Genomic DNA, 22,533 nt, shown 5'->3' on the forward strand with positions numbered 1-22,533 from the left:
ATGTATGAAAAAAGGTGCGGACCAACATGAGTCCGCACCTTTTTTGCTATTTTTCCTGAATAAGCTCTTCCACTGCCTTAAGGATTGGTTCGAATTTCTGTAAATCCCAGGCAGACCGTCCAATGAACAAACCATCCACATTGTCGGATTCCAAATAATCGATGGCATTCCCTATATTCACACTGCCGCCAAATAAAATCGGCACTTCTTCCCCGGCTGCTCCAAAAAGCTCTGCCAATACCTTTCGAATATGGTCATGCATTTTATGTACATAATCAGCCGGAGCCTCCATACCGCCAGCTCCAATCGCCCAAACTGGTTCATAGGCAACGAGAACATCTTTCACTTGCTTTCGAGAAATATCCTTCAGGCCAATTTTCAGCTGAATCGAAAGTGATTCCGCACTGATTCCCTGCTCCTTGTCCGCCAGCTCTTCGCCGATGCATAGCAAGGGCTTCATCCCGTTTGCCAGCGCAGCACGTACCTTTTTATTCAAATCCTGGTCATTTTCATTATAGTAGGCTCGCCTTTCAGAATGGCCCAACTCAACCAGGTCAACCCCGATTTCTTTTAGCATAAGAGGAGAAATTTCACCGGTGAACGCCCCCTCTTCCTCCCAATGCATATTCTGGGCGCCTAAAAGAATCGGGGCTTCAACTTCATCCCTCAATGAGGATAAGGAAGTATATGGCGGGATGATAAATAGCTGGATTCTATCATCCAACCATTGTGCAATTTCCTTCAATTCACGACAATATTGCCTCCCCTGCTCAATGGTCTTATGCATCTTCCAATTGGTTCCTATGTACACTTTTTTCATTATCCCACCTGCTTTCTATCATTCTCGTGAATCAAATTGTAAATTTACCATTATCTTATTCCTTGCTTTCGATAATTGTCAATTACAAACTGAATCAAATGAAAATGAAAGCATTCTTTGAACGTTCACAAAAAAAATAACAAGAAATATTTAAATAATGAATTCTTTTCTCTTTCTTTCCGATATAATATAGATGGCATATTAAATTATTGCAGAGCAATTACCATAAATAGTTTACATAGATGAAAGGATGAAATTATGTTCGCTGATCAACGCAGAAATAAAATTCTAGAAATCCTTGCAGAGAAAGAGATCGTGACTGTCAATGAATTGACGGATACGCTTAATACTTCTGCTGCTACCATTCGCTCCGATTTAAATCATATGGAAAAGCAAGGCCTGCTGATCCGGACTCATGGCGGCGCGATGAAAAGAGAAGAGGATTCCGATTTAATCGATAAGAAATACGAAATCCGCGAAAAGAAATTCCGTTCAGAAAAGCAGCGAATTGGCAGCAAGGCTTTCGAATTCATTCAGGAGGGGCAATGTATCCTTCTCGACGCAAGTACTACGTGCTTTGAGCTTGCCAGATACCTAAGTGAAACAAAAATGAGGCTTACGGTTGTGACAAGCGGCATCTCCACTGCTGCAATGCTCAAAGAAAATCCTTATTTAACTGTAATCATTATAGGTGGAATTGTCCGCAATGCTTCCAACTCGGTTGAAGGTCTTCTAGGTGAGGAGCTGTTGCGAAAAATTAATATCGATATCCTTTTCACTTCTGCTTATGCCTTCAATACCAAGGATGGGCTTTCGGATTTCAGCCTGTACGAAGTAGAGCTGAAAAGAATCATGGTTTCTGCTTCCAACAAAGTAATCGCCCTGCTGGACCACAGCAAGCTGAACAAAAGCTCCATCGCGACATTCGCACGTCCAGATGACCTTGATGTTTTTATCACAGACCAGCCAGTTTCTGAGGAAATGCATGACTTTTTCAGTTCCAGCAATATACAGTTAGAGATAGCTGAATAATTTTAAAAGGATGTTTTAGACGTATGGTGATAACCATCTATACGGCTTTAACATCCTTTTTCTTATCCGCTCCCCCGGTAACGTCCCTATTATAACTTTTCATATGAAAATAAATGAAAATAAATAATAACAAACGAAAATAAACGATTGACAAAACCCTCTCTTGTATTCAGAATATTAATTAAGATTCTTTTATAAAACTGTGTCCGTGAATATCCAGAATGAGGTGGAAAAATGAAATCACTGTTATTGGATTTTATTAATGTTACGGAGAGAGCTGCATTAGCCGCTTATCCATGGGTGGGTAAAGGAGAAAAGAACGAAGCAGACGGTGCCAGCACCCGCGCGATGAGGGAACAGCTGAACAAAATGAATATGAATGGAAAGATTGTCATTGGCGAGGGAGAACTAGATGAGGCTCCGATGCTTTATATTGGGGAAAAGGTAGGAACAGGGACCGGTCCCTCAATTGATATTGCCGTCGATCCCCTTGATGGCACGAATTTGATATCCAACGGCCAGGGCAATTCAATCGCCGTCATTGCCGGTGCCCCTTCTGGCTGCCTGCTTCATGCCCCAGATATGTATATGGATAAAATCGCAGTAGGTCCCCGTGCTGCAGGCAAGGTCGACCTTGACGCCCCACTCGAACAAAACTTACAGGCCGTAGCCTTAGCAAACGGCAAATCGATAGACCAGCTAAGAATCATCATTCAAGACCGCGATAGACATAGAGATGTTATCAACGAAATCAGACGCTTAGGAGCAAGTGTCATCCTATTCAGTGATGTGGATGTAATTGCGGCAATCTCAACCTCAATCAAAGAAATGGACATCGACATGTTCCTTGGCATCGGCGGCGCACCGGAAGGCGTTTTATCAGCAGCAGCCCTATCATGCTTAGGCGGCGATTTCCAGGGACGCTTATTGCCATCAACCGTGCAGGAACGTGAAAGATGCATAAAAATGGGGATTCCAGCTCCAGATCAAAAACTGAATATAAGGGACATTGTAAAAAGCACAGACTGCTTTTTCGTTGCCACTGGAGTAACGGATGGACTGTTGCTAAAAGGTGTCTCCAGAAAACATGAGAATGAAATAAGCGTGCATAGCTTTGCTACCTTTGGGAATTTGAAGGAGTATCACTTTATACATCGGGTGCTGGAGGAACAGGCGTTGGTAAAAAACTGATGGAACGCAGGGACGGTTCTTGCGTTCCACTCTGGAACTGGGAACCGTCACCGTGATTTCTAATCCTTACAGGACTTCCTTAAGACCTTCTCTGAACTCCTTTGAGAAAACCCCATTATCCAAACCCTTTTTTATCAATATTAGTAACTCTTCCTCAGGTAAATCCAGCGGCCTCAACTGAAACTTTCTTGTACCGTTTTTTTCTTTATACCAAGCAAACCGGATTTCTTTCCTATTTAGAGATTTAACAAAAATTCTTTCCACTGCTGATATGTCTTCACCTTCTTGTGTTATTCCTTGTGCTAATAGATCGCAGTATTTCGTACTTTTAATGGGTTGGTTCATTACGATTCCTCCTAATTCTGAATACATTAAACATCGGTTAATAAAATGTTTTTATTACGTCAATAGTTTGTAAATCTTCTGGTGCAAGTTTAATAACTTCAACCATTTTATATTCCCCTTATTTTGAAGCACAGGGACACCAATCGCTTCCTCCGTTGGAACCCGAGAACCGTCCCCATGTTCCACTTTACGCACCCTTCTGCTCAAGCATCCAATTCATCAGCTTATTGCGATCAATCAATATAACTTGATTTGACTTCGCCAATTTTTTAGCCTGCTCAGTAAAGTAGCTGTTAGTAATAACCCAACATTCATCTGCCTGGTAATGGCTCTTTGCTGAGGCTACCTCTTGAACGGCCTTTACACCTACTTTCTTTTTATATCTCTTTGCTTGCACAACAATTTTCTTTCCTTTTGCTGTTAAAATCAGGTCCGCTCCATAATCTCCACTTACTGGCGTCAGAACGGCACTATACCCTCTCGTTTTCAATAAAACCTGAAGATACTCTTCGAATGTCCTGCCGGGCATGTGGTCAATTTCTAAAATTCCAGATTTTCTTAGTTTCTGTTCTCTTAGTAACTTGGTCACAAACGCGAGTAACAAAGGTCCTCCAAAAAACAACAATAATATAGTCGTGAATAGAGTGTCTGCCGTTATGACTGACCATAGCAACTCAAAACCTGTTTTATGACCTTCGAAGACTTCCATCACATCCGTATCCTTCTCTCAATGAAATTTCTACTAAACTAAATAAGGAAAGTACCTAAACATTTCTATTTATATGTAAATTATACCAATAAACTCCGCCTCTTATCGACAAACTTTTAATATATTTCGACACGATAAGAAAGGATGAAAGGTTCTCATTTTCCTTTCCCCATAAATTTGTGACATTGCTTTCTAATATTAATAAAAGGCCATGCACGATCCCACTTTTGGGATGGTGTCTGGCCTTCTGAATAGGAACACAGGGACGGTTCTCGTGTTCCAGAATGGAACATGAGAACCGTCCCCATGTTCCATCACTTCACTCATGATTATAAAAGCTCTTCTTAGAGTTTATGTACTTGTCGGCGAGTTCCAGGGCTTTGTCTTTTTCTCCTATTTCGAGATAGTGCTGAAATAGTTTTCGTTCGTAGTGGTCGATTAGGATGGTGTAGCCGATTTCTTGGTAGTGGGGGATGACCGTTTCCTCGACGAATTGATAGTATTGATCTGTTTGTTTGGTTAGTTCGTATAAATGCAGCTGGAATTCGATCCAGGTTGGGGAGCTGCTTGTTTTGGCATGCTCCATGCCTTTTTCTGCAAGCGGGATTAGTGTGGCCTCTGAGTAGAGCTTCCCGCTATGACAGGTACGGATATAGTTGTCTAAACCAGAGAGATAATGCGGCGATGCTTCTCCCAATAAATCGATGGCCTTCTGAAAGTAATCTGCTGCTTCTTTGTACATCTTGCGGCGGTAGCATTCAAATCCAAGGTTATAATAGATTTTTCCGATGCGATCTGTTGAATGAAGGGTTTCACTCAATTTGATCAATTGCTCGTACTTTGCCTTTGTCTCGGCAAAATCGTGGAGTTCTTTTGCATTTAACTGAACGATCAATAGCATTTCCGTATCAATGATTCGAAGGATATTCAATGTTCTTTGAAAAAAGCTCAGGGCTTTTTTGCCGTAATAATAGGCGGTTATATTTGAATGGATGGAATGATAAGCAATAGCCAAATGATAATAGTATTCTTCATTGCTGTATTGTTCGGGGTTGATGGAAGTTAAACAGTCGATACACTCTCGGAATTGCCCTTTTAAAAAGTAACAAATCCCGCGAATGTGCTTAAGCGTGTTTTGGTTCTGAGGTGAAAGATCTGCCTCTTGATTATGGAGGTTTTGCATCATCGTATAAGCCAGGTCTAAGTTATGATCAAATAAAAGGTAATACCTTGCTGACAGCAATTGGAATACTACTTGAAACTCCGGCATGCCGATTAAACTTTCTTTTTCAAGCTCCAACTTCAAGGCTCTGGAATCACCCTCACGCTGCATGACCATCGCTTCCAGCCACTGATTCAATTTCTGTGATGATTGGTGATAGCGGGTGATTTCCGCTTCAAGGTTGATGTTTAGTTTTTTTGCGAGAAGAGTGGTGATTTCAGGAGAATATTCGGTAATTCCTCTTTCAATCTTGCTAAGATGGGTGACCGAGCAGATTTCATTGCACAGCTCCGCTTGGGTCAAATTTGCTTTTTCTCTGTAAAATTTGATGATTTTCCCCTCTATCATGCTGCACCTCAATGGAAGATTATTTTTAACATTATAACAAAAAAACGGGAGACTTTTCTTATGACGTTCTCTTTTCAAGTACCTCGCACATGTAAAAACTAATATAAAAGTTAACTATAATAGCAGAGCAATTTGCACACGAATTTTCTCTGTTTTTTTCACCAACGCTTTCCTGGTTATTAGAGGTTTTAATCTATGTGACTTCGTATAATTTTTGAACTATAAATGTATCCTCCAATTGATAAACGTGTCTAGAGGAACCCGCCTTTACGATTATCTTGTATTCTCCCTCATCTAGAGAATAATAACGCAATACCATGGTTTCAGTAGCCTTGTCCTGAAGTAAGAATGAATCACTGTCTATTGCCAGATAACTCATATTCCATGCTGATGGAATGATTCCAATCAGTGTTTTTTCTCCTTTTATTACATTATCCGGAATGTTAGGTTTGATTGTCTCCCAACTATCCCCTGTTTTTTTCTGAACTGTAAAATTTCTACTTACAGAAAGATAGTTAGGTCCCCAATTTGTCACAGCAAACGTTATTAGTTCATTTTCCTTATACGAAGGCTTTGCCATTCTTATTGCCATATTATAATTTTCATAAGTTGTATATAGTGGATCGTATTTAATATCCTTGAATTGATTTTTTTCATCCCTAATGGTAATCGAATATCGATAAAACTTACCAGGTGCATTTGGAATCTTTACCTTAGCTTCCTCTAAATTTGTCGTTTTTGTTGAAAAGATTACCTTTGGCTGCTCAGCGTGTCTATTAACCTCTTCCAATAAAACTTCTGCATAATAGCCATCTTTCAAGGTTTTCGGAAGATCTGGCTTATATGTATCACCAGGATAAACCTCTATGATTGCTCCATAATTTCTATTAAATCTCGGAAATACATTCCCAGTTGATCTTCTGGATGTCCCTCCATTAACTACATTTGCAAAAGTATCTGTGTAATAATCTTTATACTCTCCAATTGAATTTTCACTCTCAACAGTTTGTATATCTTTACAGCCACTTAGCAACAAAAGCATTACTAAAATTAATAGCCTTGATAATTTCATTATTAGAACCTCCTTCTCTATTCAACTTGACGATTTTGAGAAATGCGAGTTACCAAATTTTATAAAACCAGGAATGATTACCTAATTTAAATTTTGGGTCCGGCATATAGCAGCTGGTAATTCAAAATAATCTGCTGGGTGTGAGCCGCAATTTTTTTTGCGTTTTTTTGTCTGTCTCTTGTGTAACTAACCCCGTTACTTCTTGAGGCGCTTCTAAGCACCGGAATTTATACTGACTGTAAAAGCGGGACAAAATGACCCCTTCTATGCAGGCTATACTCCCTATCAACCAATTATTTCACGACCTTCCACTTATATACAGTATAAATGTAGATTGATATATTCTAATTATTCCGAAAAATAAAGGAGGTTCCACATGGAAAAGTTGTATAAAAATTTTATAGTTTTCTTCACTGTTCTAGTAATGGCTTTGGGGACGTACGCAGGTCCAGCAAGTGCGGTTTCTAATTTAGCGAGCCCTGTTGCCGAAAGAGTTTTATCGGTTGAGGTTGAGGAAGCGACGATATTTGAATTGCAGCATGCGATGCAGAGGGGGGTGTTAACCTCTGAGGAATTGGTTCAATTCTATCTCAAGCGAATTAAGGAGTACGATGACAGCATTAACTCCATCATTACGGTTGACGAAAATGCAGCAGAAGAAGCGAAACAACTAGATAAAGAGCGCGAAGCGGGAAAAGTTCGCGGTCCCTTGCATGGAATTCCGGTTATATTAAAAGACAACTATGATACATACGATATGCAAACTACTGCAGGATCCCTGTCACTTGAAGGTTCCATCCCTCTAAATGATGCCTATCAAACAAAAAGATTAAGAGATGAAGGTGCAATCATCTTAGGGAAAGCGAACCTGCATGAATTTGCTTTCGGATTCCAAACAATTAGTTCCCTTGGTGGACAAACCTATAATCCATATGATTTAACAAGATACCCAGGTGGTTCAAGCGGTGGTACGGCAGCAGCGGTTGCTTCCAACTTTGCCACTGTCGGATTAGGGACGGACACTGGCGGGTCCATCCGAATACCTTCGTCCTTTAATAACCTGGTTGGACTTCGGCCTACTATGGGACTTGCCAGCCGCGATGGAATCATTCCACTTGCACTTTCACAGGATGTCGGCGGACCGATAGGACGTACGGTTGAAGATGTGGCTGTCGTGCTCGATACAATTGCTGGCTATGATCCAGCAGATCCAATTACTAAAGCCAGTATCGGAAAAGTTCCCAAAACCTATACTCATTATCTTAAGAAAAATGGATTGAAGAAAGCCCGGATAGGCGTCATTCGCGACCTGTTTGGGAACGATCCTGAGGTCAATAAAGTGATGGATCAAGTGATTGAGGACATGGAAGTACTTGGAGCAGAAGTGTTCGAGGTAACAGTTCCCAATCTTAGTACAATTCTTTCTTATCCTAGCTTAAGTGGATACGAATTTAAATTTCAGTTAAATGATTACTTGGCTGGCCTGGGACCGGATGCACCTGTAAGAACGTTATCAGATATTATTGAAAGCGGGAAATTCCATCCAAGTTTGGAAAGTGGATTAAAATCCCGAAATGAAAGAGAATCATTAGAAAATGATGAGGTATACCAGGACATTATTACCCATCGTCCTAAAATGGCAAGGGAAAGCTTAATGGCAACGTTTAATGAACATAACCTTGATGCACTGCTCTATCCAACTTCGAGTGCTTTACCGGCACAGGTGGGCAAAAGCCAAGGTGCAGGGAATGCCAATCGCTTAAGTCCTTATTCAGGATTCCCTGCAATCTCGGTTCCTGCTGGCTTCAATGACAACGGCCTTCCAGTCGGACTCGAGCTTCTAGGAAAAGAATTCGACGAGCCAACATTGATTAAACTAGCCTACGCTTATCAAGAAGGAACTAACCATCGAAAAGCGCCTGAACTAAAATAAGAACCTTCCTAGAAAAAGAGGTCAGTTCCATTAGCCTTGCAAGTCTTGAGAAAACAACAAATTTTTACTAATGGAAGTACATCATCTTTTTAAAAAAGGAACTGAGCAGAGTACCAATGGAATCTTACCTCAATACTTAGTTTCTTAATACTAATTGGGTCTTCTAATTTTTCCTCATAAGAATAGGGATCGGAGTTACGATCCCCCTTCTTTAATCATTAGCACCCGTTGAATAAGGAAAATGCGATTATTCTTATTGAATAATCGCACCCCGTTAGTCTGATCGCTAGGCTCTTTCTGCCTAGCCTTTATTTATTTTGCGGCGTATTTTTGTTTAAAATACGCTATAAAAGTTTACTATTATTCTACTATCCTGCCTAGTTCGTATTTGTTCCATTAACAGAGCTGTTTTTTTAAGTATTTATTCCCTGGGTTCAAGCCCAATCATCTTCAAGAAGTCTTTTAACCCCTTTTTCCCGATCGTCGCCATCGGCTGGGCGCCTGCCCCTGCTATCGGGCCCTTTGCCAGGAAGTTCTTCTCAATCCATCTGACATCTGTTTCATTGACGATGCCATCCTGGTTGAGATCGAGACTGATGTTCAGAGGATCCCTTTCACCATAATGGTTGACTGCCTCTTTCAGATCACGGATATCAATGATTTGATCTCCTGTTACATCACCAGCGAGGTTTTTTCCTGGATTCTCTCTCCAGTAAATCCCACGGTATTCGCCGTCCACTTCAATTCCGCCCATGAGGTTCTTTTTCTGAGTTAAGTGTCCTGGAATTTCTGTATAAACAGTATAGGATACGCCGGCTGGAACGATGACTTCATATAATCCCCTTTTATCCGGAATGGCAGGATAGATGGTTCCATCTGTTCCTTTTGCATAAACCTTTGTGTTCAGCTTCGTAATATCATATTTATTATCGAGATAGCCGCCTTCTGTCAGGAATGCTTCTGGGAATATGTTTCCATTCAATCTTGTGTGTTTGGAAATGACCTTGAAGCTAGTTAAGCTGTAGGCTGGGATTTTGGTCAATCCTGCCTTGCCCTGTTCCTGGTAAGTTAATTCCTTCAAGCGGACACCCAGGCTTTTACTGTTAAAAGTGTCGTCAATCAGCTTGAACGTAACATCCAGGAATGGCGTATCTCCACTGATCCCTTCAAAGCCCTGTCCTTCCAGCTTGGCTCCTACTTTTACAGTATTATTACCGGTAACTGGTTCATCCAGCTTCACTTCCGCTCCTTTTTCAGCAGCAAGCTTTTCGAATGCTGGATTTACTTTTACCTTCTGGAATTCCATCGTGTCAACATACAGATCAATATTCGTGGAACCGGAAACGAATTTCTTTACATTGTTTAAATCGAGCGTTACCGTGATCTCATCATTTAACTGTACACTCTTCTTATCAAAGCGGCTTGTCGCGTATCCTGTTCCTTCTTTTACAAAGACGTATTGCTGGTTTCCGATGGTTTCAGCAGCGGTCGCGATATCCCATGGTCTCAAGCCTAGCTGATATGGATTTGTCCCGTATTCTTCAGGCAGGACCCCAAACTTTGTATCACCATTATCAGCAATCGGCAGGAATCCCATGATGAATGGCATGCCATTTTCATAGTATCCTACTGTATTAGATTTCTGCGTGTAATCAAAGCCTCGCTGCTGCAATAAACCCACGGTTGAATCGGTCACTTTCCCATGAACCCATAGAGCATGGTAGCCATCTTCGTCCGTTAACATGCTATCATTCACTTCTGTTACGCCAGGTTCAATATCAAGCTCCACTTTAGGCGGAGTATTGTCGACGACACCAACACTTTCAGAATGATAGGTTTTCCCGTCTTTGTCCGTACTGATCAGATCAAGTACGTATTCACCTTCCGGAAGCTTATGAATATAGTCGGCAATTGGCTGCTTTTTGTTGCCTGTAAACGGATAAGCAAGTCCTCTGTGTCCGAAGAAAATCAGATATTCGCGGTCCGGCACAGCACCTCTGGCATCATAGCTGCCGATGACCCCTACTGCCTCCCCAGTTTTCGCATCCTTCACAATCAGGTCAAACCGCTCCATCGGGCTTTTGAACTTGAATACGAAATGTGTGCCAGGAGCGTAATATTGGTGGTACGGTGTATCATTCGAAACAGAAGGGGCAAGTGGTTCAGCGTACTCAATGCCTTTATCTGTCACACGGATGGCAAATGGAATTTGGTAGCTTTCTTCCGGGTTTTCTTCATTTGTAAAATGAATATAGCCCTCGTAGCGGCCCAGTTCAGCATCTTGAGGAACAGTTATCGCGGCTGCCACTTCTTTCGTCTCTCCTGCTGCTAATGAGATCGATGCCGGAACATCCAGCTTAATTTTATTTTCAATTCCATCCTGTACACCTTTCCTTGCCTGGTGATACTCAATCTCTGCCTTAAATGATTTATTTTGTGCACCTTTATTCGTTACGTTAATCTTGCGGCTATCCTGGACATCTCCGCCATCGATGTAATGGTTACCAAAGCTGATTGAGCCTGTAAGCTCCTCTACTTCTACATATTCGCCGTTCTCAATATGGTCGGTTTTATCGATCACGTTAAAAGAAACATCCGAATGGACCGCCTGATAGGCATCGACACGTCCAGTCCCTACCTCATAGACTGAATAATCCTTCTTCAAATCGTCTGCGGTATTCATAAGTGCTGCTTTTACCGCAAACGGATCAAGCTCGGGATGCTCCTGTAAAATCAATGCCGCTACCCCGGCAACATGAGGGGTTGCCATCGAAGTTCCGTTCAAGCGGGCATAGGCCGCTGTATAATCAAGGCCTTCCTCCGGGCTGTTCATATACTCAGGATAGGTGGAGAATACAGATACTCCGGGTGCTACCAGATCCGGCTTAATGTCATAGCTGCTGTTGACTGGCCCTCTTGAGCTAAAGTCGGCGAGGGAGTCGCCTTCTGTTTTGATCGAAGATAACTGGTTAAAAGCAACAGCTGCATCCTTTGTGTTCTTAAGCTGCTCTCCATCCGCTTTTGACAACTGGAATGTCGGAATATATTTTGTATTTTCACCAATGTAAACCGGGATTTCCCCTTCGGTGTTGTTGTAGATGATAACGGCAATGGCGCCTGCCTTTTTAGCATTTTGGACCTTTACATCAAAGGTAAGCTCACCGCGTTCAATCAGGGCGATTTTTCCGGCCAGGTCCTTGCCAGTGAAATCCTCCGGCTTACCCAGGCCCGTGAACACAAGCGGATACGATTTTCCTTCTAATTCTTTCAGGTTATCCCTAAAATTTTTCGCAAGCAGTTTCATATTTTCAAAGCTTAAGTCCCCAGCAGTCGCCTTAAAAGTCGGAATCGACATCGCCGCGTCACTTGCACCTACGGTAATTCCAAATGCACTTGTACCAGGAGAGCCGAGTGTTTTTTCATTCGGACCGTTATTTCCCGCAGCTACAACTGAAACGACGCCAGAAAGCATCGCATTATTAATCGCTACAGAAGTAGGATATAACGGATCGTTAACCGCTGCTCCAAGCGAAAGGTTGATGACATCCATGCCATCTGCAACCGCCTTGTCGATTCCAGCCAGTACGCCCTCTGTCTGTCCAGAGCCATACGAACCCAGCACTTTATATCCGTATAAATCTACATCGGGAGCGACACCTTTTACTGCATAATCGACGCTGTTATGTTTCTGGGCAGCAATTGTGCCAGATACGTGTGTGCCATGCGAAGTATAGTAGGAGGAGCCTGCGCTAAATTCCGGCTTTGTTGTTGCTTTCCAATCCGTATAAGTTGTCTCCATCGGATCGGCATCGTTATTAATGAAGTCCCAGCCTTTTACGGAAGACGGATCAACTGCTTTCGGATCTGTGCCAGCCTGCCCGCGGTAGCCTTTATAGGAATCTGTCAAATCAGGGTGCGTGTAATCAAGACCAGTGTCCAAAACCCCAACTTTGATGCCTTTTCCGGTGATTCCTTCATTGTGAAGCTTGTCCACCCCAATTTGCGGGATGCTGTCTGCCATTTTCGGGGTTATTTTAGCCTGCTCGCCTTTTGGAAACTCCAGCTGAACCTCAGCGTCGTTCCAGATTCTTTTTACCGCCCCTGATTGAAGAAGCTCTTCAACCGCTGTTCCCGGCAAGCTCATGGAAACACCGTTAAAAGCATGCTTATATTCACGTTTCAGTTCGATTTTATTAGGATCATAGAGCGTTGCGCCTCTCTTGGCTTTCAAAGCTTGAACTTGCTCTTTGAATTCCTTGTGGGCTAGCTCGACTTTTTCCTCAGCAGTTTTAAGCGCCAGCTTTTTCCCCTTCAAAGCCTGCTTTTTCACTTCCACCTTTGCAGGAGCCTGGCTGAACTCAACGATAATGTTGACCAGCTCAGGCGATTTCGTATTCACTTCAGGCGAAATGACAAATCCCGGACCCACTTCAAGCTGCTGCAATGTCTCTCTCTGTTCATCCGAAAGACTGTTCAGGATCTTCTCCGCTTCATCCACTGTTACCATAGGTTTCTCTGCCAAAACATTAAAAGGCACAGATGCAGAAACCAGTAACCCCGCTGCCAAAGCACCCTTTAATAGATTCTTACGTCCCTTCATGCTCATCCCCCTGAAATATAAGTTATTAGAAAAGTATAAATACTTTCTACATTCATAGTAAGGGGGCTTTCTATCAGGCGTAAATTGGGGTAATTAAACGGGACATGGGGAGGGGATTTTGTGGCGGAACTTCCTTTTTGCTGGGGAGCTACGGGAGGAAAGGACTAGTTGTGGAACGCAGGGACGGTTCTTGCGTTTCATTCTGGAACGCGAGAACCGTCCCCATGTTCCACCAGAAGGATTTTGCTAACCTTTGTCGAATTCTAGTTATTAAATGTCTAATTACTGTCGGGAGTGTTGATATTGTCTTTGGAAGAGTTATCAAAGAATACAGCGAGTGTAATCGGATCCATCATGAACCAGCCGCAGTGGAAAAAGAATGAGGTGCAAATTGGCATTCAGCAAATCTTGCTGCAAAAGAGAGAGCGTGCAGCTTCTGAGGCGGATTATCTTGAATCCTTGCTCCAGAATGTAACGTTTCTCATTGAAAATACGAATGGAGCGAGGTCTTTTTTAAGCCAATGCATTGAGGAGGAACAGTTTTTCCCTCCTGCAAGCCTTGAGTCATTTATGCTGGCAGTCAGAAACCAAATCAACGATCCAAACTATTTAGCCCAGGCCATGCCACACTATAAAGAGTTTGTCTATAAAGGCTCAACCACCGAGGAACAGGTGGCCAATGCGGAAATGGTCTATTCAAACTGTAAATTAGTGAATAATATGATGCTCGATTTTTTAATGATTTTTCTTCACCCTGAGAACAGGAGCTACATGGTTAATTACCTTGAATACAACTCAGAAGTAGTGGTGAATACGGTCTTCAACTATTGTAAAACGTATTCGAGGCTCTTATTGGATGATGGAGCTGCTATGTAAAACTAACTACGGCATTAGGGGCGTATTCAAAGATAGCAAGAGATCATGTTTTATGTGATCTGTACTTCGAAAAAGAAGCACAAGAAACGTCCCTGTGCTTCTTGCACCATAAGCATCCTTCGTCCATCTTCAAACACACATGAGGCACAATATATAATTAGTTTCCTCTCATATAATTAGATTCAATTGCTTTATCAGATTTATTGAATTCATTGAAAATAAGGTTTATAATTTAGTCATAAAGTCCATATAATACAAAAAGAGATCTCGGCTGCAACCGAGACCTCGATACACAGCAAGCTGCTTGAAGAGCAGCGGCCAGCTCCGAATAAGAAGTAATCCTACTCACATTTAGCCGATGCAGGGAGGGTTACTTCTTTTTATTTGAAGAAGAAATACCTATAGCGATTACGGCAACGATAAGTGTGGCAAAGCTAACCATCAAATTCATCGCTTCATACGTAACCATGGCGGCACCCCCTTTCCTCTTGGATTGGGGACGACCGCTGCTCTCCCTGCTATTTACTGTGCTAGTTAATTATACCATCTTTCTCTAAGTAAATCGATTGGCGGTCCTTATCATTAAATTCAGAGCTAGTTACCTTTACTTATTTGTTTAGTGTTGGCGCCGAAAAAAACATAGATGGTTCTCGTATTTTTGAAAACCGTTAACGTGATAAAAAAACACGAGAACCTGCCTGTTTTCAAAAGGTTCTCGCGAATCCAGATGGGACGGTCTTTTATCGAAATGACAAAAAGAAGCACAGGGTACGTCCCCATGCTCCTCTGTCCACTAATTTACATCACTTTTTTCAATTCTTCCTGCTCACCCTTCTGTTCTTTGCTTGCTAAGTCATATTTTGCAGGATTACTAGCGACCTTAATTAAGGCGAAGACCGTTAACAGTCCGAGTATTAATGCAGGTACGCCTCCAAGATTCGATAGCATTTTGATTCCGTCAATTTTGGCGAAGCTAATCATGATCCAAGAGATGATCCCAATTGTGGCTCCCCAGATGACTTTGATAAGCATGCCTGCTTCCGGGCTCTCAGGTGTGATTCCAGTGGAGCTGATACCTCCCATTGCGGAAATATTGGAGTCCGACGCCGTTACGAAGGAGATAAAGACCACAAATAGATAAATCGGGATGATTAAACTTGCTAAAGGCACATCACCCAACACCGCGTATAATACTGATTCAGGTCCTTTATTTGCCAAAATGTCCCCTAGTGTTCCTTCGGTCATTTGCTTGTGGATCGCCGTGCCACCGAAGATGGTCATCCATAAAGCACCGAAAGCGGACGGGAACACGAAGTTAACCAGAATAAATGCTCTTACAGAATAACCATATGAAATTCTGCCTAGGAAGAGGGCCGTAATGGCTGCCCAGGCAAACCAGTTAGCCCAGTAAAACACAGTCCCCCATTGAGGCCATTGGTCTCCAGCTGAAGCACCAGTAAATAAACTCTTTTCAAAGAAATTCGTTAAAAAGTTTCCGAAAGATTCCGTACCCAGATTGACAATGTATGCTGCCGGTCCGGCAACAAACATAAACAGAACAATGAAGATATAAACTTTCATATTAATATCAGATAAAATCCTTATTCCCTTCATCAAACCGCTCGATGCAGAAAGAATGAAGGTCACCATCACCACGAAGGATATAATCGCCCAAAGTGTTGGCGTACTAGCAATACCAGACAGGTAGTTGACTCCTCCTGCTAAGTTTAGAACACTGGTCCCCATGGCCGCCGCCATTCCAAGTGCTAACGTATACAAACATAAGGCATCAATGGTTTTTCCCCAGCCGCCAAATATTTTATCGCCGAAAAGCGGAGCCAGAGTTGAACTTAGACTGAAAGGTTTCCGCATATTGTAGTAAGCAAAGGCGAACATAAGCGCTGGTACACAATAAATAGCATAAGGTGTTACCGTCCAGTGAAGATACATCGTCGACATGGAGAAAATAGCAGCCGCTGGGCTATTTGCTTCGATCCCAAGAGACTCAGGCGGAGAGGTTACGTGGTAGATTGGCTCAACAATCCCCCAAAACGTAACACCTGAAGCGATGGTCGTACAAAGAGTAATAGCCAGCCAATTTTTTAATTTCAGCAATGGCTTAGCATTATTGCCACCAATTTTCACTTTTCCCAGTGGTGAAAAGTAGACCCCAACCACAGTCACCAACATAATTAAGCCGCCGAGACTAAATAACCAACCAACATTCGCAAGCAGCCAGTTGTTAGCATCTGTTGCCATTTTGATGAAGCCTTCTCTGTTAAAAAAACTGAATAGAGCGGCAGCAATCAATAGCAAAAACGGCGGCCAAAAAACACTATGCCTCAAATTTTTCATCCAACATTTCCCCTTCGCTTTAAATTATTGAAAATTTAGAAACCTCTCTATATAAATGGGGCCAGAACAAACATAGCAAAATGGATGTTCTGGCATCTTGTTGACGATATCCAGACTTAGTTGAAAATGGGATAAGTAAGCTTTAATATTTCATCTGTATGTTTTCTGACTTGTTTAACGACTGTTTCGTTAACAGTGTTATATAAAACATGGTTTTCTGAATCTGGCATGAACGTCTTTTCTGTTTTAATCATTTTATTTGCTGCTTCATTAAAATCTTCATAGACTGATAAATGCTTGCAGACACAGATGGCAGCTCCTAGACAGGCAACGCTGCTTCCTTTGCGCCTATGCACAGGCAATCCAAAAAGGTCGGCAATGATTTTCATCATCAAGTCACTTTTCGATCCTCCACCTATGACAACGACATCCTTTACCTCTGCACCTATTTCCTCTAGCATGTCATCGATATTGCCCTTGATATTATAAGAAATCGCTTCCAAAATGGAACGATAGATATGGAATTTGGTATGGCGCTGATCAAACCCGATCATGATCCCTTTTCGATACGGTTCAGCTGGTGTAGACAGCCAATCAAGGATTGTGATCAGACCATCACTTCCAACCGGTACTTCAATTGCTTTCCTATTGAGATACTCCTCTTCGGAGACACCTAGCTTTGCAGCTTCATTGACGATTTCTTCACCTATCAGTTTTTTAAACCAGCTTACAGTCCACATTCCCCGTCGAATTCCATTCGATTCATATACATATTTGAATGGGATACAGGCAAGCGTAGGGAAGAAATTCATGGCGTTTTCCTTATAGTCATTCCGTAACAACATGGATGAAATGAAGGTGCCGAGAGAAATCATAATACTCCCATCATCCTGGATTCCAGAGCCCAGAGCTTCCACTGCTTTGTCGTTAGCTGTGGCTACTATTGGAATTTCCTTTTTCAATCCAAATTCATCTGCCAGTCCAGGCCGAAGCATTCCTAGCTTTTCGCCTGGCTTTACTAGGGAAAACACCATCTCTCTTTTCAAGCCGTACGCCTCGAATACTTCCTCATCCTCGGACCAATCCAGTGTTTCGCGATCCAACGGCCAGTGGACTTCATAATTGGAAGCACTGTCCCTAAATTCACCTGTCAATCGAAAGCCTAGATATCCGGAAGTAGTCGTAACATATTTTACGTTGTCATCAGTATGGATATAGGGTTTATTTAGACGAGAATCCATCCAGCTTATCACGGGATAAGCTAGATGGCCATCTTCCTTTAAAAGCACACGGCAGCACCTAATTGTACATAGACCAATACCTTCAATATCTTTAGGATTGCCGGTAAAATCAACGAGACATCTCTTCATCGCTTTGTACACGCTGTCCCACAAATCATCATCCGGATGGATCACGACGCCTGGCTCAGGTGATAAAGTTTCATTTAATTGATAAGAGCCAAAGGCCATTTCATTTCCTTCTAAATCATATATGGCAACCTTTGTGCTTTGGGAACCATTATCGATTCCCATAACGTATCTACTCATATGATCACCTATCAGTAGCCCTTAATATATTTCATGCCTTCTTCCTGAGGGTAAATGGTGCCGAAATTCATGATGCCATTAGGGTCAAATGCTTCTTTTAACTTCTCTAGCATATAGAAAGCAGAACCGTGTTCTTCAAGAGTCCATTCGCTGCGATACTTTCCGATACCGTGGTGATGGCACATGGATCCTCCGAGCTTTAATGTTTCTTCAACAATAATAGTCTGGATTGGGTGATGATAGATTCTCATTTCATCTTCCGGCTCACAATTAATATTGTAATTATAAACAAAGTACATATTTGTTCCATTCAGGTAGCTATGGGATGAGTGGCCGCCAAGCATGGTGATATCTTCAATTCGGTCAAACTCTTCCCTGACTCTCTTCATTACATTGTGATAAATCTTTGTGATGTTTTCCCAGTCAGCGGAAACTTCCGTTGTATAGCCATCATGCTTATGATGATCAATCATCGTTTGGATTTCACGATCAATATGCCCTTGCGTCCAATTCAAGTTGTTGAACCAGTTTTCGATTAATTGGTCTTCTACTTTTTCAAGAATGCCTTCCTGGAATTTAGCAACTGCTTCTTCAATCGCTTCATTCGTTGCATTAACAATACCCTTTGGCCCTTCTGCAGTAAAAATCAATACACATTTGTCTTTATAGAAATGAGAAAAATGCTGTCTTGCATCCTCTTCTGAATAGACACGTGCAACAGATGGCCGGAAGCCGTTCGTCATTACTTCTCTTAACACGTTGATCCCTGTATCGATATCTTTGATTAAATACCCATGGAACGTAGTGTTTTCAGGATAGTATTTAAAGATTTTCACTGTCACTTCCGTAATGTAGCAGAGAGTCCCTTCATTCCCGATGACAATATGCCGGATGTCCGGGCCGCCAGCTCTTCTTGGTACATTCTTGATCCTGGAGATGTGGCCATCCGGGAAGACACATTCTAACCCTACGACCATATCTTCAATCGCGCCGTAAAGCGTTGAAAATTGTCCTATGCTCCTAGTTGCCAATAGTCCGCCAAATTGCGCAACCGGTTTTGACTGAGGAGAGTGACCTGTTGTATAGCCAATCTTGCGCAGTTCATCTTCTAAAGCTTGCAGCCTTACACCCGCCTGGACAGTTGCCTGCATATTATATGGATCAATCTTAATGATTTGATCCATCCTTGAACCATCGATTACTAATGCGATATCCTTCCAGTTTTCAAGTCCGCCTTCCGTAGCTGTTTTACCGCTTCTTGGAATGACATTGATCTGATTATCATTACAAAACTGCAAAAGCTGCTGGACTTCCTGTGTGGAGTGAGGATACACAATCGCCATTGGCATTGGGACATCAAGCACTTTTTTTGCTTTTGCATATTTCTTATAACGGTCTGCTGAGGCATCATATAGCGCTTCAGGATCTGTATTGATTTGCTCTAAGGAAATAATAGACTCTAACTCTTTCAGCAATTGTTCCTTTCGTGTCGCCGTTTCTTGTTTGATCAATTGTTCATTCGTCATTGCCCGCATTTCTCCTTTTTGGTCGATTTTCTGTGTAAGTTTAACGGACTAGATAGCCGCCATCCACATTTAAAAGAGTTCCATTCACATAGTTGGAAGCATCCGAAGCCAAATAAACAACTGCTCCCATTAAATCTAGAATATTTCCCCAGCGGTTGGCTGGAATATGATCCAATATGCGTTGGTTCGCCTCCGGGTTTGCTCTTGTCTCCGCTGTGACAGCGGTAGCAAAATAGCCGGGAGCAATTCCATTCACTTGAATATTGAAGGCCGCAAGCTCATCACAATAAGCTTTTGTAAAACCTGCTAAACCGTGTTTTGTTGCAGCATAAGCTGGAGACCATTTACCTCCGAGGTATGAAAACAAGGAACAAGTGTTGATGATTTTTCCACTTTGCTGCGGGATCATGTACTTCGCAACTTCATGAGATAATTCAAAAGCTGAAGTCAAATTGATTGAGACCATTTTATCCCACTGCAGCCTGGTAAACTTAGTGACATCAGGTTCATTGATACAGATTCCTGCGTTATTCATCAGAATATCGATTTTCCCGAAAGTCCTTATACATTCTTCAGCGATTTGTTGGCAAGCTCCCTCTTGAGTCACATCCGTGATCATAAGATGATAGCGGACACCTTCCGCTTCAATGAGTGCTTTTGTTTCACCATGATCATCCGCAATGCTTACGGCAAAAATATCGGCTCCCGCTTTTGCCAGCGCCAAGGAAAATCCCTGCCCGAGACCGGAATTCCCTCCAGTGATGATCGCCACTTTTCCTTTTAAGCTAAAGAAATTCATGGAGAAGTCTTTGATATCAGCTAACTGAGTAGTCATTTGCCAACCCTTCTTTGTGAAAGTTTTTAATATTAATAACTTTAATTTACTACAAACGAACGTTAGTGTAAACGTTTTCTGTAGAAAATTTTCTATTTTTATAGTTTTTAAAATTATTAATGGAAAATTTTCCACTTATATGCTATGCTTGAACTACAGATAAACATGAGTAGAGGAGAGAAAAACCATTAATATTAACGTAAATAAATTAAATGATCTGGAGCTTGCGGTCCATACTAAACTTTCAGCAGTGGTAAAAGAAGAGGATGGCCTGAAAATTTTGGATGCCGCTGATTATTGTCAGGTATCGCCATCAAAAATATCCAAGCTTGTAAGAAAGCTTGGTTTTGAGAGCTTTAAACAATACAAACAATATTTTGGCGGACAGCCCATCCTAAACAAAGACAAACATGTTTCAAGCGAACTGGATAGATTGAAACATTATATCGAAAACTTCGACCCTGCCCTAGTGGATGAATTCCTGGCTTTGTATGAAAAATATAATCGAATTGTCCTATTCGGCTTAGGGCCTTCATTTATTTGTGTAGAATACTTTGCTTATAAGCTTGCTCTTGTTTCCGGAAAAAATATTTTAGTCTCTCAAGGAGAGGACCATGCTCTTCATTTAGTCGATGAAAAAACGCTGTTAGTAGTCTTCTCAGTTACAGGGAAGTTCATTTCTTTTGAAAGCCTGTTCAGCGGGGCAAAGTCCAAAGGAGCTGAAGTATTGCTGATTCTGGAGGAATACGACAATTCTTCAAACATCCAGGCAGATCATATCTTTTACTTAACCCAATCTGCCCAAAATGATAAGTTGCTGCCGTATGAAAAAACACGAACCGTTTTCTTTATCTTCATCGAAGAAATCATGGCTAAGTTAATGGCTGAACGAGAACTTGAAAAGCATAAGGAATGAGAACAGACCACCTGGAATCAGGTGGTCTGTTCTTTTTTTCAAATCGTTACGATATGCTCAGTCGTCTTTGCTCGTTCAGGTTGTTCCTGTGGGGAAAATTCAACAACAGTCCGGCCGACATTAATGCAGTTGCAGTCATGGAAGCTATCGAATGCTTGATTGATTTCTTCAAGCTTAATACGATCAAGTACCAGTTCATCCAGCATGAATTTGCCATCCAAATACAGCTGGGCAATGGTAGGAAAGTCGCGATAAGGCTGGGTATCCCCATAGAAACTGCCCTTTAATATTTTGCCTACACGATGAAAGCCTCCCGCCGGCAGCTGAAGGGACTTTGCTGGATTGAAAGCTCCAACAACCACAACAGTACCGCCTTTTCTTGTTCCTTTCCAGGCACTTTCAGTTGCTCCAGTGTGCCCGGAACAGTCGATCGCGAAATGCACTCCGTAGCCGCCTGTCAGTTCCTTCAACGCTTCTTCGGCATTTTGTTCTGCGACATTGATGGTGTGAGTTGCCCCGAATTTTTTTGCAAGCTCGAGATTGGCTGGCTTCATATCACATGCAATGATTTTTGACGCTCCGGCAATCCGTGCTCCTTGAATAGCATTGACCCCTACCCCGCCAATACCAAATACAGCAACGGTCGAACCTGGTGTTACTTTTGCCGCATGAACGGCAGCACCATACCCTGTCGCCACACCGCAGCCGATTAACGAAGCCTGGGCAAGCGGCATCGCATCAGGAATCTTTACACAGGAAAGCTCCGGTACAACGGCATATTCTGCAAACGTAGATAATAACGAGTTGTGATAAATTCTTTCTCCATTTTTGCTTATACGGGTGGTCCCGTCTAATAGAGTTCCTTCAAACATCGGACCAAATGCCGTTTCACATAAATGAACATTGCCCGTTACGCAAAACTCGCATGTTCCGCAATAAGGAGCCCAGCTTAGCGCCACCTTATCGCCCACTTTCACCTTTGTTACATTGGATCCTACCGCTGCTACAATACCAGCTCCTTCATGTCCAAGGATGGTAGGCATCGGGGTTGTCGCGTCATCCAAAGCGTTCAAATCGCTGTGGCAGACTCCTGTTGCTTCGATTTTCACAAGCACTTCATTTGCTTTTGGCGGAGCAAGTTCCACTTCCTGGATTTCTAATGGTGTACCTACACCCGTCATGACCGCAGCTTTCATCAACATGTAA

Annotated in this window: 17 protein-coding genes; 5 read left to right on the forward strand and 12 right to left on the reverse strand. The window is 42.2% G+C overall.

Annotated elements, in window-relative coordinates:
- Positions 1–46: 46 nt before the first annotated feature.
- On the reverse strand, positions 47–820 hold the full coding sequence (locus AC3EBE_RS22435) for a triose-phosphate isomerase (RefSeq protein WP_488597250.1): 774 nt from the start codon (positions 818–820) through the stop codon (positions 47–49).
- A gap of 258 nt (positions 821–1,078) precedes the next feature.
- Here AC3EBE_RS22435 and AC3EBE_RS22440 point away from each other — a divergent pair, with 258 nt between their 5' ends.
- Both AC3EBE_RS22440 and glpX read left to right on the forward strand, forming a co-directional pair.
- Positions 1,079–1,852, forward strand: a complete 774-nt coding sequence (locus tag AC3EBE_RS22440) for a DeoR/GlpR family DNA-binding transcription regulator (protein ID WP_488597251.1) — start codon at positions 1,079–1,081, stop codon at positions 1,850–1,852.
- A gap of 234 nt (positions 1,853–2,086) precedes the next feature.
- Complete coding sequence (gene glpX, locus AC3EBE_RS22445) at positions 2,087–3,043, forward strand: class II fructose-bisphosphatase (protein ID WP_488597252.1); 957 nt, start codon at positions 2,087–2,089, stop codon at positions 3,041–3,043.
- Positions 3,044–3,109: 66 nt separating this feature from the next.
- Here glpX and AC3EBE_RS22450 read toward each other — a convergent pair whose 3' ends face one another.
- The 4 genes from AC3EBE_RS22450 to AC3EBE_RS22465 form a co-directional block, all read right to left on the reverse strand.
- The gene (locus AC3EBE_RS22450) at positions 3,110–3,388 is read right to left on the reverse strand and encodes a hypothetical protein (RefSeq protein WP_488597253.1); all 279 of its coding nucleotides are present in this window, start codon (positions 3,386–3,388) and stop codon (positions 3,110–3,112) included.
- Between the two features lie 187 nt (positions 3,389–3,575).
- A complete protein-coding gene (locus AC3EBE_RS22455; protein WP_488597254.1) occupies positions 3,576–4,097 on the reverse strand; it encodes a restriction endonuclease in 522 nt (173 codons plus the stop codon).
- 319 nt (positions 4,098–4,416) lie between these two features.
- A complete protein-coding gene (locus AC3EBE_RS22460; protein ID WP_488597255.1) occupies positions 4,417–5,667 on the reverse strand; it encodes a helix-turn-helix domain-containing protein in 1,251 nt (416 codons plus the stop codon).
- Between the two features lie 193 nt (positions 5,668–5,860).
- A complete protein-coding gene (locus tag AC3EBE_RS22465) occupies positions 5,861–6,739 on the reverse strand; it encodes an immunoglobulin-like domain-containing protein (RefSeq protein ID WP_488597256.1) in 879 nt (292 codons plus the stop codon).
- Between the two features lie 376 nt (positions 6,740–7,115).
- Here AC3EBE_RS22465 and AC3EBE_RS22470 point away from each other — a divergent pair, with 376 nt between their 5' ends.
- Positions 7,116–8,672, forward strand: a complete 1,557-nt coding sequence (locus tag AC3EBE_RS22470; RefSeq protein ID WP_488597257.1) for an amidase — start codon at positions 7,116–7,118, stop codon at positions 8,670–8,672.
- A gap of 421 nt (positions 8,673–9,093) precedes the next feature.
- On the opposite strand, the gene AC3EBE_RS22475 is transcribed toward AC3EBE_RS22470, so the two are convergent.
- A complete protein-coding gene (locus AC3EBE_RS22475) occupies positions 9,094–13,272 on the reverse strand; it encodes a S8 family serine peptidase (protein WP_488597258.1) in 4,179 nt (1,392 codons plus the stop codon).
- A 303-nt stretch (positions 13,273–13,575) separates the two neighbouring features.
- On the opposite strand from AC3EBE_RS22475, the gene AC3EBE_RS22480 reads away from it, so the two are divergent.
- Positions 13,576–14,148 carry a hypothetical protein gene (locus tag AC3EBE_RS22480; RefSeq protein WP_488597259.1) on the forward strand — a complete coding sequence of 191 codons (573 nt, stop codon included), beginning with the start codon at positions 13,576–13,578 and terminating at the stop codon, positions 14,146–14,148.
- 370 nt (positions 14,149–14,518) lie between these two features.
- Here the strand turns inward: AC3EBE_RS22480 and AC3EBE_RS22485 are convergent, their stop codons facing one another.
- The 5 genes from AC3EBE_RS22485 to AC3EBE_RS22505 form a co-directional block, all read right to left on the reverse strand.
- Positions 14,519–14,617 (reverse strand): putative holin-like toxin, encoded by a 99-nt coding sequence (locus AC3EBE_RS22485; RefSeq protein ID WP_488597260.1) that lies wholly within the window; start codon positions 14,615–14,617, stop codon positions 14,519–14,521.
- A 329-nt stretch (positions 14,618–14,946) separates the two neighbouring features.
- Positions 14,947–16,503 carry a BCCT family transporter gene (locus AC3EBE_RS22490; RefSeq protein WP_488597261.1) on the reverse strand — a complete coding sequence of 519 codons (1,557 nt, stop codon included), beginning with the start codon at positions 16,501–16,503 and terminating at the stop codon, positions 14,947–14,949.
- 116 nt (positions 16,504–16,619) lie between these two features.
- The gene (locus AC3EBE_RS22495; RefSeq protein ID WP_488597262.1) at positions 16,620–18,050 is read right to left on the reverse strand and encodes an FGGY-family carbohydrate kinase; all 1,431 of its coding nucleotides are present in this window, start codon (positions 18,048–18,050) and stop codon (positions 16,620–16,622) included.
- A gap of 11 nt (positions 18,051–18,061) precedes the next feature.
- Positions 18,062–19,576, reverse strand: coding sequence for an FAD-binding oxidoreductase (locus AC3EBE_RS22500; RefSeq protein WP_488597263.1), 1,515 nt, complete (start codon positions 19,574–19,576; stop codon positions 18,062–18,064).
- A 40-nt stretch (positions 19,577–19,616) separates the two neighbouring features.
- Positions 19,617–20,411 (reverse strand): SDR family NAD(P)-dependent oxidoreductase, encoded by a 795-nt coding sequence (locus AC3EBE_RS22505; RefSeq protein ID WP_488597264.1) that lies wholly within the window; start codon positions 20,409–20,411, stop codon positions 19,617–19,619.
- 280 nt (positions 20,412–20,691) lie between these two features.
- Between AC3EBE_RS22505 and AC3EBE_RS22510 the strand changes: the two genes are divergently transcribed.
- On the forward strand, positions 20,692–21,327 hold the full coding sequence (locus tag AC3EBE_RS22510; protein WP_488597265.1) for a MurR/RpiR family transcriptional regulator: 636 nt from the start codon (positions 20,692–20,694) through the stop codon (positions 21,325–21,327).
- Between the two features lie 38 nt (positions 21,328–21,365).
- Here the strand turns inward: AC3EBE_RS22510 and AC3EBE_RS22515 are convergent, their stop codons facing one another.
- Complete coding sequence (locus AC3EBE_RS22515) at positions 21,366–22,529, reverse strand: Zn-dependent alcohol dehydrogenase (protein ID WP_488597266.1); 1,164 nt, start codon at positions 22,527–22,529, stop codon at positions 21,366–21,368.
- Positions 22,530–22,533 lie beyond the last annotated feature (4 nt).

The sequence above is a fragment of the Mesobacillus sp. genome, from assembly GCF_057785455.1.